At 62.7% G+C, this 13399-nt stretch carries 11 protein-coding genes; 7 read left to right on the top strand and 4 right to left on the bottom strand.

Annotation, left to right across the window (positions count from 1 at the left end; genetic code table 11):
* On the top strand, positions 1-994 hold a 994-nt coding region (locus QMK17_RS16895), incomplete at its 5' end, for a TldD/PmbA family protein (protein WP_442972780.1).
* Entirely contained in the window at positions 991-2352 is a 1362-nt protein-coding gene (locus QMK17_RS16890) for a metallopeptidase TldD-related protein (RefSeq protein ID WP_283510426.1), read from the top strand. The genes QMK17_RS16895 and QMK17_RS16890, both read left to right, overlap by 4 nt.
* A 50-nt stretch (positions 2353-2402) precedes the next feature.
* On the opposite strand, the gene QMK17_RS16885 is transcribed toward QMK17_RS16890, so the two are convergent.
* Positions 2403-2828, bottom strand: a complete 426-nt coding sequence (locus QMK17_RS16885; RefSeq protein ID WP_283510425.1) for a VOC family protein — start codon at positions 2826-2828, stop codon at positions 2403-2405.
* 199 nt (positions 2829-3027) lie between these two features.
* On the opposite strand from QMK17_RS16885, the gene QMK17_RS16880 reads away from it, so the two are divergent.
* On the top strand, positions 3028-3663 hold the full coding sequence (locus QMK17_RS16880) for a hypothetical protein (protein ID WP_283510424.1): 636 nt from the start codon (positions 3028-3030) through the stop codon (positions 3661-3663).
* A gap of 33 nt (positions 3664-3696) precedes the next feature.
* Here QMK17_RS16880 and QMK17_RS16875 read toward each other — a convergent pair whose 3' ends face one another.
* Together QMK17_RS16875 and cobN are read right to left on the bottom strand one after the other, a co-directional pair.
* Positions 3697-4074, bottom strand: a complete 378-nt coding sequence (locus tag QMK17_RS16875; protein ID WP_283510423.1) for a PPOX class F420-dependent oxidoreductase — start codon at positions 4072-4074, stop codon at positions 3697-3699.
* Between the two features lie 30 nt (positions 4075-4104).
* Complete coding sequence (cobN, locus tag QMK17_RS16870) at positions 4105-7728, bottom strand: cobaltochelatase subunit CobN (RefSeq protein ID WP_283510445.1); 3624 nt, start codon at positions 7726-7728, stop codon at positions 4105-4107.
* 176 nt (positions 7729-7904) lie between these two features.
* Here cobN and QMK17_RS16865 point away from each other — a divergent pair, with 176 nt between their 5' ends.
* The 4 genes from QMK17_RS16865 to QMK17_RS16850 are packed head-to-tail and all read left to right on the top strand — an operon-like array spanning position 7905 to position 12671.
* Entirely contained in the window at positions 7905-9302 is a 1398-nt protein-coding gene (locus tag QMK17_RS16865) for an alanine--tRNA ligase-related protein (protein ID WP_283510422.1), read from the top strand.
* 9 nt (positions 9303-9311) lie between these two features.
* The gene (gene cobG, locus QMK17_RS16860) at positions 9312-10481 is read left to right on the top strand and encodes a precorrin-3B synthase (protein WP_283510421.1); all 1170 of its coding nucleotides are present in this window, start codon (positions 9312-9314) and stop codon (positions 10479-10481) included.
* 31 nt (positions 10482-10512) lie between these two features.
* Positions 10513-11139 carry a precorrin-8X methylmutase gene (locus tag QMK17_RS16855; RefSeq protein WP_283510420.1) on the top strand — a complete coding sequence of 209 codons (627 nt, stop codon included), beginning with the start codon at positions 10513-10515 and terminating at the stop codon, positions 11137-11139.
* Complete coding sequence (locus tag QMK17_RS16850; protein ID WP_283510419.1) at positions 11136-12671, top strand: precorrin-2 C(20)-methyltransferase; 1536 nt, start codon at positions 11136-11138, stop codon at positions 12669-12671. Before QMK17_RS16855 ends, QMK17_RS16850 begins: the two co-directional genes overlap by 4 nt.
* On the opposite strand, the gene QMK17_RS16845 is transcribed toward QMK17_RS16850, so the two are convergent.
* The gene (locus QMK17_RS16845; RefSeq protein WP_283510418.1) at positions 12654-13391 is read right to left on the bottom strand and encodes a cobalt-precorrin-6A reductase; all 738 of its coding nucleotides are present in this window, start codon (positions 13389-13391) and stop codon (positions 12654-12656) included. The two genes, QMK17_RS16850 and QMK17_RS16845, sit on opposite strands and share 18 nt — an antisense overlap.
* Positions 13392-13399: the final 8 nt, after the last annotated feature.

Below are 13399 nucleotides of genomic sequence, written 5' to 3'. Positions count from 1 at the left end.
TACGGATTCTGCGGCGACATCCCGCCGATCGAATGCGAACAGCTCCACTACACTCGACAATCGGATCAGCTCGCGAGCTGACCGAACTCACACGAAACCAAGTCTCCGGACTCACCGGTGCGGTTCATACCTCGGCGTGGGCAGCACGTGGGACTGGTCCGACGAGCTCGAACGAATCCCGTACTGGCTTGCCGAGAAAATAAAATCTCCGACAGTCGATCCGGGCAGGAAAGACCTCGTCATAGATCCCACAAACCTGTGGCTCACGATCCACGAATCCATTGGTCACGCAACCGAATACGATCGTGCTATCGGGTACGAGGCCGCGTACGCGGGAACCTCGTTCGCCACCCTGGACAAGTTGGGAACACTGAAGTACGGCAGCCCCGCAATGCACGTCACCGCCGATCGGACCGAACCCAACGGACTGGCCAGCACCGGCTACGACGACGATGGTGTCGCCGCCCAGAAATGGGATCTCGTCCGCGACGGCACCCTGGTGGGCTATCAACTCGACCGTGTTTTCGCACCTCGTTTGGGGCTGGAGCGATCCAACGGCTGCTCCTACGCAGACTCACCGCACCACGTACCGATCCAACGGATGGCCAACGTGTCGCTGTCGCCGGACCCGCACGTCGACCGCACCATCGACGACCTGGTTGCGGCAGTCGACGACGGAATCTACATCGTCGGCGACAAATCCTGGTCGATCGACATGCAGCGATACAACTTTCAGTTCACCGGTCAAAGATTTTTTCGCATTCGCGACGGGCGCCTGGACGGACAACTCCGCGACGTCGCCTACCAGGCCGTCACCACCGACTTCTGGGGGTCGATGGAACTCGTCGGCGGCGAGTCGACTTGGCGGTTGGGCGGGGCGTTCAACTGCGGAAAAGCGCAGCCGGGGCAAGTGGCCGCTGTCAGCCACGGATGCCCTGCCGCGCTTTTTCGAGGCGTCAATGTCCTGAACACACGATCGGAGGCCGGCCAGTGATATCGGGACACGATGTGGTCGAGCGCGCACTTGCCGCAGCCACCGTCGACGAAACGATCGTCATCGTCACCAATTCGAGCGAGGCATCGCTTCGGTGGGCAGGAAGTTCCATGACCACCAACGGAATTTCGACATCCAGGCGATGGACTGTCGTCTCCATAATTCGGGATGTCGCAGGCGCACGAGTAGCTACGGTGTCCTCGACATCGGTCGACCCGGACGATATATCTTCGGTGGTCCGCGAAGCTGAAAAGACAGCACGCACAGCAGACGTAGCCGAAGATGCTGTTGCCTTGATACAGGGCACCTCTACTCCTCAGACGTGGGAGGACTCACCGCGGCGCACTGATATCGACGTGTTCGGCTCGTTGACCGGTGGCCTTGCGACAGGCTTCGACGGAGCGGACCTGCTCTACGGATTCGCGCATCACCAGGTGGAAACTGTGTGGCTAGGGTCCTCCACCGGGATCCGCCACCGATTCACCCAACCCACGGGTTCGGTGGAAATAAATGGTAAACGGCATGGCGCCAGTGCCTGGGTCGGAGCCGGGACTACGTCGTTCGACGACGTTGCAGTCGAGCGTCTGCTGAGCGAGCTGTCCACGCGCCTCGATTGGGCTTCGACGAGTCTCGATCTACCCGCCGGACGATACGAGACGATACTTCCGCCCTCTGCAGTAGCAGATCTGATGATCTATCTGATGTGGACGATGGAGGGACGGGGCGCCCAGGAAGGACACACTGCACTTTCCCGGGCAGGCGGGACCAGAATTGGCGAAAAGCTCGGGAAGCTGCCGCTGACGCTGTACTCGGACCCACTCGAACCCGGATTGGAATACTCACCGTTCCTGGCAACAGGGACGTCGAACGACTCGGTCTCGTTGTTCGACAACGGGTTACCCACCTCCAGAGTCGAGTGGATTCGCGAGGGGACGGTCAACGCACTGGCGTACCCGCGCTTCGCTGCACAGAAGTACCGGACGGACGCGACAATTCCTGGCGACAACTTGATCCTGCGCGGAGGCAGTGCTGCCGACATCGACGACATGGTCGCCAGCACCGAGCGTGGACTTCTGCTCACCACGCTGTGGTACATCCGTGAAGTCGATCCGGCAACCTTGCTCCTGACCGGACTCACGCGCGATGGCGTCTACCTGATCGAGGATGGGAAAGTGGCGGGCGCCGTCAACAACTTCAGATTCAACGAGAGCCCGTTGGATCTGCTACGCCGCACTACCGAGGCCGGGGCTACGTCGAAGACGCTGCCCCGGGAATGGAAGGACTGGTTCACCCGCACGGCGATGCCGACGTTGCGGATTCCGGACTTCCACATGTCCTCGGTGAGCGCAGCGCGCTAGCTGTTCACCCGACATCAGTTCACGCGAGCAGTTGTTCTTCGCTCGAGTAGTTATTCACTGGGACCGGAGATCTCCAGTGCAATGTTGTCAGGATCGCGAAACTCGATGATGGACAGACCGGGGCCTGCACCCTTGATCTGTTCGTGCTCGATGCCCAGCGAGTCCAAGGTTGTCACCGCATCTTGAAGATCCTGGTGCGAGGAGACGCTGAAGCTGAGGTGGTCGAGACCGGTGCGGTCCTCGTCGAAAGTGTCCTGGTCCTTCGCGACGGGACGTAGGCCGAACAACCCGCCTGGGAACGTGTAGATGACGCCACCGAACAGAAACCACAGCGACTTCTTCGTTTCCTCGTCGGCATTCGGATCCCACGCATAGGCGACCTCGAACCCGAAGACATCGTCGTAGAACTTCTTGGACACGTCGATGTCGCTGACGGTCAGGCGGACATGGTTGTAATCTGACACTGCGATAGGCATTGGTGATTCTCCATTCTGGTGGCGTCGACGCCACCGACTATGCGGCCTTGGAGTGATTCGGTGCTGCGGCGTCGAGCGATGACGACACAGTGAAACCCAACATCGAGTACCCGCTTCCGCTCTGCAGAATCACCGACTGCTCGCGCGCCTGGCACATCAGATCGACACGCCGGGCTCACTGGTGGCAGGATCACCGGCCATGGAGTCAGCAGTGTTGATTCGTACCGACGACGTTCGGACGCTGGCGGCAACGCTCATCGAGGGTGTGGTTCGGCTGGAGCCGTCCGGGTGGGAAGATGCGGCAGGGTCCCTGTCGTGGTCGCGTTGGGAGACCGCAGAACATCTAGCCGACGATCTGCTCGTGTACGGGGCAACCTTGGCCGCACCCGAATACACGCACCCCCTACCGTTTCAGACCACGAGACGCCGTATTGGCGCACCGAACGAACTCGTGCACTGCACAAAGGATTCTGGTCCCCACGGACTTGCCGCTGTCATCGAGTCGGCATCGAAACTCTTCTTGGCAATCGCCGACGCAACACCGCCACAGGTAGAGGCCGCACACGTGTACGGAGTGACGGGCGCCGAGGGTTTCACGGCAATGGCTGCCGTGGAACTCATCGTCCACGGATTCGATATCTTCACTGAAACCGACGTGAAGTGGGCGCCGGCGGACGCGCTGTGTGGCCGCGTACTCAGGAGGCTATTCCCCGACGTGGCCAGTTCGATGGCAGACGGGGCGCGGACAGACAGCTTGTCCACGCTCTTGTGGGCAACTGGCAGAACCACGATGGCAGGCACGGAACTCCGTACCGAATGGCGCTGGTACAACTAGGACGAACCAGGACGCGCGGAGGATCGGTCCAGCTCAGGCCGGAACGACAGAGATCCCGACCGTGCCGGTCTTTCCCCGACGAAGCGAACTGCCCTTGACGGTCAGCCAGCCGATGATCCCGTACTTGGAGGAGATGAACGACCGTGCCTTCTCCGTGCCCGCAGCGTCGAGGATTTCGGCTGTCGCCTCTACGGCATCGCCTTCGACCTTCCCGCGCGCCGAACAGGGCGCAATGGTCACCTGGGCGTTTCGCTTGATGCGCTTTACCTTCCACGAATCTGCCGTGGTCCAGACCAGAAGACGGTCACCGTCGCGTGCACCCCACAAGGGAGTCGCGACGGGCGTGCCGTCTTTTTTGAACGTCGTGAGCGAAACGTACTTGCCGTCAGCGATCTCCGAGAAAGTGGCCATGGGCACAGGATACGTCGAATACCGGTGCGGCTACTCCCCCTCCAGATCCCCTTCTGTTTCCAAGTAGACCTGACGAAGACCGTCGAGAATCTGTGCGTTCGGCTCAGCCCACATCTTCCGCTCGGCAGCCTCGAGCAACCGCTCGGCGATGCCGTGAAGTGCCCATGGGTTGGATTGCTGCATGAACTTCTGATTTTGCTCGTCCAGGACATAGGTCTCGGCCAGTTTCTCGTACATCCAGTCGGCGACGACGTCTGTTGTTGCGTCGTAGCCGAACAGATAGTCGACGGTCGCTGCCATCTCGAATGCCCCCTTGTAGCCGTGTCTGCGCATCGCTTCGAGCCACCGCGGGTTCACCACGCGTGACCTGAACACACGAGCGGTCTCCTCGGAGAGTGTTCGCGTGCGGACCGACTCCGGCCTCGTGCTGTCACCGATATAGGCCTCCGGCGACTTACCGGTCAGCGCTCGCACGGTGGCGACCATGCCGCCGTGGTACTGGAAGTAGTCGTCGGAGTCCGCGATGTCGTGTTCACGCGTATCGGTGTTCTTCGCGGCCACCGCGATGCGCTTGTACGCGGTGCGCATATCGTCCGACGCGGGGATGCCGTCGAGGCCGCGGCCGTAAGCGAAACCGCCCCACGTCGTGTAGACCTGCGCAAGATCATCATCGCTCCGCCAGGTCTTACTGTCGATCAGCTGCAACAGGCCCGCACCGTACGTGCCGGGCTTCGAACCGAAAATTCTTGTTGTGGAACGGCGTTCGTCGCCATGCTCAGCGAAGTCTGCCTGCGCGTGCGCGCGGACGAAGTTCTGATCGGCGGGTTCGTCGAGGGCCGCGACAAGTCGCACCGCATCATCGAGAAGCGCCAACACATGAGGGAAAGCATCTCGAAAGAATCCACTGATCCGCACCGTCACGTCGATGCGCGGTCGGCCGAGTTCCTCCAGATCGATTACCGCGAGCGTGGTGACCCGTCGTGATGCCTCGTCCCACACCGGGGATACCCCGAGCAGAGCGAAGACCTCTGCCACATCGTCACCGGACGTGCGCATCGCCGACGTTCCCCACACGGACAGGCCGACCGACTTCGGCCACTCGCCGTGATCTTTCATGTACCGCGCCAGCAGGGACTCGGCCATCGCCTGTCCGGTTTCCCACGCCAGCTTGGACGGCACTGCTTTGGGGTCGACCGAATAGAAATTACGACCGGTGGGGAGAACGTTGATCAATCCGCGCAACGGTGAACCACTCGGGCCCGCCGGAATGAACCCGCCGTCCAATGCGTGCAGCACCTGTGCGATCTCCCGCGAGGTACCGCGCAGGCGAGGCACGACCTCGGTCGCCGCGAAGCGAAGAATCTCGGCGACTGTCGAACCGTGCTCGCCGGCAACGCTGTCGGCAGCGCGCGGATCCCAGTGGGCAACCTGCATCGCCGCCACGAGTCCGTGCGCGATCACCTCGATGGCGTCGACGCGCACGCGATTCTCGTCGCCGTCCTCGCTGAGGCCGAGTGCTTCGCGAAGGCCGGGAACAGACTGCTCTCCGCCCCACATCTGACGGGCCCGCAGCATGGCCAGTACCAGCTCGACCTCCGCGTCGCCGACCGGCTCCTGCCCGAGGATGTGGAGACCGTCGCGGATCTGAACGTCTTTGATCTCGCACAGCCAGCCGTCGACGTGGAGAAGCATGTCGTCGAAGACTTCCTCGTCCGGACGCTCCGCCAGTCCGAGGTCCTGATGCATCTGAGCGGCAGTCATCAAAGTCCAGATCTGCTGCCGGATGGCGGGAAGCTTCGCCGGATCCAATGCCGAGATGTTGGCGTGCTCGTCGAGCAACTGCTCTAGACGTGAGATGTCGCCGTAGCTTTCCGCACGAGCCATCGGAGGGATCAGGTGATCCACGAGCGTTGCGTGCGCTCGACGCTTCGCCTGAGTGCCTTCACCCGGGTCGTTGACGAGGAAGGGGTAGATCAGCGGCAGATCACCGAGCGCTGCATCGGTGCCGCACGACGCCGACATGCCGAGCGTCTTACCGGGAAGCCACTCGAGGTTGCCGTGCTTGCCGAGATGCACCATTGCGTCTGCGCCGAACCCGCCGTCCGCCACCGACGCTTGAATCCAGCGATACGCAGCAAGGTAATGGTGACTCGGCGGTAGGTCAGGATCGTGATAGATCGCAACCGGGCGTTCGCCGAACCCGCGAGGTGGCTGCACCATGATCACGACATTGCCGAACTGCATCGCAGCGATGACGATCTCACCGTGGGGATCGCTCGACCGGTCGACGTACATGTCTCCGGGCGCGGGCCCCCAGTGCTCCTCGACCGCAGAGGTCAGCGCTCTGGGTAGCTGTTCGAACCACGATTGGTAGCGAGCAGCCGAGATCCTGATCGGATTGCCTTCGAGCTGCTCCGCCGTCAGCCAGTCCGGATCCTGACCACCACGGGCGATCAATGCATGGATCAGGGCGTCACCGTCGCGGGCAGCCAACCCCGGAATTGCATCCGGGCCGTCTTCGGGGCCCAGATCGTAACCAGCGGAACGCATATCGGACATCAATGCGATAGCACTCGCCGGTGTGTCGAGGCCGACGGCGTTGCCGATGCGGGCATGTTTGGTCGGATACGCCGAGAACATCAACGCGATCCGCCGCTCCGCCGCCGGGATGTGGCGAAGCCTCGCGTGACGCACCGCGATTCCGGCGACGCGTGCCGCCCGCTCGTGGTCCGGCACGTACGTCGTCAGTCCGTCGTCGTCGATTTCCTTGAACGAGAACGGGACGGTGATGAGTCGGCCGTCGAATTCCGGAACCGCGACCTGGGTGGCGACATCGAGCGGCGACATACCGTCGTCGTTGTCATCCCACACGGCGCGGCTGCTCGTGAGACAGAGACCCTGAAGTATCGGAACATCGAGAGCAGCGAGTTCGGTGACGTCCCACGCTTCGTCGTCACCGCCGGCGGACGCGCCCGCAGGCTTCGTACCGCCCGCCGCGAGCACGGTCACGATCATGGCGTCGGCGGACTTCAAGGCATCGAGAAGGCCTGCTTCCGCGGTGCGCAACGAGGCACAGAAGATAGGGAGCGCCCGGCCGCCCTTGGCCTCCACCGCCGCACTCAGCGCGTCGATGTACGCGGTGTTGCCTGCCAAATGCTGAGCGCGGTAGTACAGGATTGCAACAACGGGAGCGGAACCTGCGAACTGACCCGACACATCGACCGTTGGGGTGCGGTCGAGAAGCCCCCACGTCGGGGTGTGCAGTGGATCCGAGAAGCCATAGCCGGTCAACAGCACGGTGTCCGACAGGAAGGCGAACAGCTGGTGCAGATTTTCCGGCCCGCCTTCGGCGAGATAATTGTGCGCTTGCGCGGCGACATTGGCGGGAACCGTCGATAGTTCCATCAACTCGGCGTCGGGTGCCTGCTCGCCGCCGAGAACGACGACGGGTAGTCCTGTCCCGAGAACTGCGTCGATGCCTTCTTCCCACGATCGCTTCGATCCGAGAATGCGAAGGACGATCAGATCGGCGCCATCGGCTAGGCCTGTGACGTCGTCGGCGAGCAGTCGCGACGGGTTACCCCACCGGTAGTCGGCACCGCTGGAACGTGCACTGAGTAGGTCGGTGTCCGAAGTGGACAGCAGCAGGATCACGGGTAACGCCTCCTGAAGGGATTCGCGCCCCTCGCTAGTCATCGTTTCGGCTCACGGGAGAGGGTCTGGCTGTGACAGTGGCGCGACCGCGCCGGAGTTGCACCGGCTTCCTCTCGGCCGAAGCCATCTGCCGCGGAATGTTACCGAACAGTGCCCGTCGCTCGTACCATCGACCGATGGATGCCGGGGACATACGCAGCGCTTACCTGAAATTCTATGCAGCACGTGGACACACTCCCATCGGCCGAGCAAGTCTCGTCCCCCGAAGCGATCCCACAACACTCTTCAACGGCAGCGGAATGCAACAACTGCTCCCCTACCTGCTGGGTGCCGAGCACCCCGATGGCAACCGTCTGGTGGACAGCCAGCCGTGCGTCCGGGTGCAGGACATCGAGGAGGTCGGCGACAACCGGCACACTACATTCTTCGAAATGCTCGGCAACTGGAGCCTGGGCGACTACTTCAAGGCCGAACAGATCCCATGGTTCTGGGAGTTTCTCACCGAGGTGGTCGGGCTCGATCCTTCCCGAATCTATGTGTCGTGTTTCGCCGGGGACGAAAGCAACGGCATACCGAAGGACACCGAAAGTGCAGCCATCTGGCAAGCGTTGTTCGAGGCTGCCGAAATCAACGCCGAACGAGTCGACCTCGGAACCGAACACGACGGCGGGGAGCTGGGCAATCACGGTGCGCGTATTGCGTTCTACGGCGGCAAGAACTGGTGGTGCCGAGCGGGTGCGGCGGAGGCGATGCCGGTGGGCGAACCAGGTGGCCCCGATTCCGAGGTGTTCTACCTGTACCCGGACGTTGTCCACGACGGCGCCTACGGAAAGTTCTGCCACCAGAACTGTGACTGCGGCCGATACATCGAACTCGGGAACTCGGTCTTCATGCAGTACGTCCGCACCGAGGGCGGATTCGCGACGCTCCCTCGCAAGAACGTCGACTACGGAGGTGGCCTCGAACGGATTGCAGCTGCCGCGATCGATAGTCCCGACGTATTCCGAAGCAGTCTGCTGTGGCCGATCGTCGAGCAACTGTCCACACTCACCGGCAAGTCCTACGACACCCACACGACCGCGATGCGAGTACTGGCAGATCACCTGCGCGGTGCAGTTTTCCTCGCAGTCGACGGGGTCCTGCCCAGCAACAAGGAGCAGGGATATGTCTTGCGGCGTCTCGTACGACGTGCAACCCGCTTCGCCTTCGAACTGGGTGTAGAAGAGAACTTTCTGCACAAGGTCGTGCCGACCATTGCCGATCTGTATCGCGACGCATATCCCGAGCTCGCGGACAGACACGACGAGGTGGTCGCAGTCTTGGTGAAGGAGGAGAAGGCGTTCCGCCAGACGTTGCGACGGGGCCTGCGCGAACTGGTGCGGATGTCCGACCGTCTGGTCACCGGTGACGACCTTTTCGTCCTCTACGACACCTACGGCTTTCCGGTGGAACTCAGCGTCGAGGAAGCCCGCTCGAGCGACATTGCGTTGAGTGAGCACTGGCGACCGGAGTTCGAGAGATGCATGCGGGTGCAGCGTGAACGCTCGCGCGCCGCGAACAAGATGCACTTGTAGCCTGGACAGGTGAGCTCGGAGACAAACGCACGCGGTGGATCCGACAACCGTGGTGAGGTCAGGGCCGTACCCGACCGGTGTCCTGGAGCGCTGACGGCGCATCAAGCCGCCGACGGTGCACTGGCGCGAGTTCGTCTTCCCGGCGGGAGGCTCACCTCGGAGCAGTTGCTCGTCCTAGCTCGGGCTGCCACTGACCTGAGCACGGGTTCCATGGAGCTTTCATCACGCGGGAACATACAATTTCGGTCGGTCACGGATACCGACGAACTCGCCCGGCGGCTCGCGGACGCGGACCTGCTACCGTCGCCGACCCACGAGCGCGTGCGAAATATTCTCGCGTCACCGCTCAGCGGCCGAGTCGGCGGCCTGACCGATGTGCGCCAACTGATTGCCGACCTCGACCTCGCCCTGATCTCGCACCCGGAACTGGCCGCTCTGCCCGGACGAACGTTGTTCGCACTGGACGACGGGCGCGGCGACGTCATCGCTCCCGGCCCGGACTTCGCAGTTCAAGCAGTCGACGATACGACGTATGCACTGATTCTCGCCGGTAACGATTCGGGGGCGCGTATCGACCGGAGCAGGGTGGTCGACGTACTTGTCGATGCCGCTCGATCGTTCGTCGAATTTCGCACGACCGAATGGAGACTGCGCGAACTCGACGAAGGACCCGCGCGCGTGCTTGCCTCGCTGGGACTTCGGCGGGGTACACCGACCAGCCTCCCCGTGGCATCGGAGAACATCCCTCCTGTCGGCTGGTTGACGCAATCCGACGGCCGAGTGACCTTGGGCGGTGTGCTCGCACTCGGCACTCTCGATGCCCGGTTGGCAGAATTCCTCGCTGCTGTCGACAAGCCCATTGTCGTGACACCGTGGAGAAGCCTGATCGTGTGTGATCTCGACGAGGACGTCGCCGATACCGTCGTGCGAGTTCTGGCCCCGCTGGGATTGATCTTCGACGAGAACTCGCCGTGGATCGAGGCGAGTGCGTGCACCGGGTCACCGGGCTGCGAGAAATCGCATTCCGATGTCCGCGCCGATCTGACCGATGCCGTCGATACGCTGCAGATCACGCCAGGACAACGGCAGCATTGGTCAGGGTGCGAGCGGCGCTGCGGGAGGCCTGCCGGTGATGTACTCGACGTCGTCGCCGGGCCCACCGGCTACCGGGTGTCCTGAACCGGCCCGTCTCTGACCTATCGTGAACGCCATGCACGACTACATCCGCGACGGTGCGGAGATCTACCGACAGTCCTTCGCCACCATCAGGTCAGAAGCAGACCTGTCGACGTTCTCCCCGGATATTGCACAGGTAGTCGTGCGGATGATTCACGCGAGCGGAGAAGTGGACCTGACGGACGTTATTGCGGCAACGCCACACGTCGTAGTCCACGCGCGCGCAGCGCTCAATTCGGGCGCGCCTATTCTTTGCGATGCAAACATGGTCGCGGCAGGAATCACTCGACGACGACTGCCTGCCGACAACGAAGTGCTGTGCACTCTTTCCGACCCGACCGTTCGGAATCTGGCCGAGAAGATGGGAACCACGCGCACCGCAGCTGCCCTCGAGCTGTGGGGGGACAAACTGGAAGGCGCAGTCGTCGCCATCGGAAACGCTCCGACGGCACTGTTCCATCTCCTCGAGATGCTCGCTGCAGGCGCGCCGAAACCGGCAGCCATCGTTGGTGGCCCGGTGGGATTCATCGGGGCTGCCGAATCGAAAGAAGATCTCATCAGTTCGGGGACCGGAGTCGAGTATTTGGTGGTTCGCGGTAGACGCGGGGGAAGCGCGATTACCGTTGCAGCCGTCAATGCCATTGCGAGCGAAGAGGAATGACTGTCCCAGCTGGAAAGCTATGGGGGGTCGGCATCGGTCCGGGTGATCCCGAACTGGTCACGGTCAAGGCTGCCCGTGTCATCGCCGAAGCCGACGTGGTTGCTTTCCACAGCGCCAAGCACGGCCGCAGTATCTCGCGCGGTGTCGCGGCGCCCTATATGCGCGAGCATCACATCGAAGAACACCTCGTCTACCCGGTCACCACGGAGGCCACCGAGCACCCCGGCGGATATCAGGGGGCCATCGACGAGTTCTACGAACAGGCGTCGGGACGCCTCGCGGTTCACCTGTCGGCAGGGCGTTCGGTTGCGCTTCTCGCCGAAGGGGATCCACTCTTCTACAGCTCGTACATGCACATGCACAAACGCCTCGTGGACCGTTTCGAAGTCGAGGTGGTTCCAGGTGTGACCTCGGTCAGCGCAGCATCCGCCGCTCTGTGCACGCCGCTGGTCGAGCGTGACGAAGTATTCACCGTTCTGCCCGGCACCCTGCCAGCCGACGAACTCGCACGTCGACTCCGTGGCACCGACGCCGCGGCCATCATGAAGCTCGGCCGCACGTTTCCTACTGTGGTGCGGGCGTTGAAGGACTCCGGGCGACTCGACGAAGCTCGCTACGTCGAACGTGCCAGCACACCGAGCCAACGAGTGCTCGATGTGTCCGACGTCGACGCCGACGACGTGCCGTACTTCTCCATCGCCATCGTGCCCAGCCCGTCGAACAACCGCCCGTCGAACAACCGCCGGACGGAAAGTGCTGGCGACGAGCGGTCGGACGGCGAGGTTGTCGTCGTTGGCCTAGGACCCGGTGCCGATCGGTGGACCACCGACGAGGTCCGCGCGGAACTCGCCGCAGCAACCGATCTGGTCGGTTACGTCACCTACCTCGATCGCGTGAACATCCGGCCCGGCCAGGTTCGCCACGCCAGCGACAACAAGGTCGAATCGGAGCGCGCTGCGTTCGCCCTCGACCTCGCGAAACGCGGCAAACGCGTCGTCGTCGTCTCTTCGGGCGACCCGGGGGTGTTTGCGATGGCCGCGGCCGTCGTCGAGGTTGCAGCCGATCCGGTGTGGTCGGGCGTCCCCGTGCGCGTCGTGCCGGGGATGACGGCAGCCAATGCGGTCGCGAGCCGAGTGGGCGCACCCCTCGGGCACGACTACGCGGTCATTTCGCTGTCGGACCGTCTGAAGCCCTGGGACATCGTGGCCGCGCGTGTGAGCGCAGTAGCCGCCGCCGACATGGCGATTGCGATCTACAACCCAGCCTCCAAGTCAAGGATCTGGCAAGTCGCGGCTCTGAGAGATCTCGTCCTGGAGCATCGAGCACCCGGTACCCCCGTCGTGATCGGACGTGCTGTCGGCAGTGCCGAAGAATCGGTCCGCGTGGTCCGCTTGGCGGATCTGGAGCAATCCGAGATCGACATGAGGTGCCTGCTGATCATCGGCTCTTCGCAAACCCGGGTCGTCGACACCGGCAGTGGTGCCCAAGTTTTCACGTCCAGGCGCTATCCGGCGTCAGCGACGGATGCGTAGCCATTGCAGTGCATCCTCGACCGAAGAGGTGGAGTAGACGCCGGTAGGTAGCGACGGACGGGCGATCATCACCACCGGAATCCCGAGAGTGCGCGCTGCTGCTAGTTTGGACTCGGTCATCGCGCCGCCGCTGTTCTTCGTCACGACCACGTCGATGTCGTGATCACGCATGGTGGTGATCTCGTCGTCGATATCGAACGGACCCCGAGCGAGCATCATTTCGTGGTTCCGTGGCATCTCGCCGGTAGGTGCATCGATGCTCCTGATCAGGAACCATGTTCGGTCGACATGCGCGAACGACGGAACGCCTTGCCGTCCGATCGTCAGAAATGTTCGACGCGAGTTCGACTCGACAACGTGTGCAGCCTCGTCGATGTTCGCCGTATCTATCCAGTTGTCGCCGGCCTCAGGACTCCACGCAGCCCTCCGAACGACGAGCAGGGGAATCCCAGTGGCTTCTGCCGCCGACTCTGCATGTCGGGAGATGGTCGCGGCGAATGGGTGCGTCGCGTCCACGACGACGTCTATTGCGTTCTCCCTGATCCATCGCGCGATACCGTCCACTCCGCCGAACCCACCGATGCGCGTCGCTCCCTCGGGTAACCGTGGGTCGCGCACTCTTCCGGCCAAGGATGTGACGACGTCGAATCGCGCATCTTGGACCAACTGCGCCGCAAGCGTTCTCGACTCCGACGTACCGCCGAGCACCAAAACTTTCATGGTTTCAC

Origin of the sequence: Rhodococcus sp. G-MC3, from assembly GCF_030063335.1 — a bacterium.
Taxonomy (GTDB): domain Bacteria; phylum Actinomycetota; class Actinomycetes; order Mycobacteriales; family Mycobacteriaceae; genus Rhodococcoides.
Note: the sequence above shows the minus strand (reverse complement) of the source record. Positions and strands in the feature narration are given on the sequence as shown.

What these genes read in the sequence shown, in the direction of transcription:
- QMK17_RS16885 (WP_283510425.1), bottom strand. Translation starts at nt 2,828, where the DNA reads ATGCCTATCGCAGTGTCAGATTACAACCATGTCCGCCTGACCGTCAGC.
- QMK17_RS16865 (WP_283510422.1), top strand. Translation starts at nt 7,905, where the DNA reads ATGGATGCCGGGGACATACGCAGCGCTTACCTGAAATTCTATGCAGCA.
- QMK17_RS16875 (WP_283510423.1), bottom strand. Translation starts at nt 4,074, where the DNA reads ATGGCCACTTTCTCGGAGATCGCTGACGGCAAGTACGTTTCGCTCACG.
- QMK17_RS16880 (WP_283510424.1), top strand. Translation starts at nt 3,028, where the DNA reads ATGGAGTCAGCAGTGTTGATTCGTACCGACGACGTTCGGACGCTGGCG.
- QMK17_RS16855 (WP_283510420.1), top strand. Translation starts at nt 10,513, where the DNA reads ATGCACGACTACATCCGCGACGGTGCGGAGATCTACCGACAGTCCTTC.
- QMK17_RS16850 (WP_283510419.1), top strand. Translation starts at nt 11,136, where the DNA reads ATGACTGTCCCAGCTGGAAAGCTATGGGGGGTCGGCATCGGTCCGGGT.
- QMK17_RS16845 (WP_283510418.1), bottom strand. Translation starts at nt 13,391, where the DNA reads ATGAAAGTTTTGGTGCTCGGCGGTACGTCGGAGTCGAGAACGCTTGCG.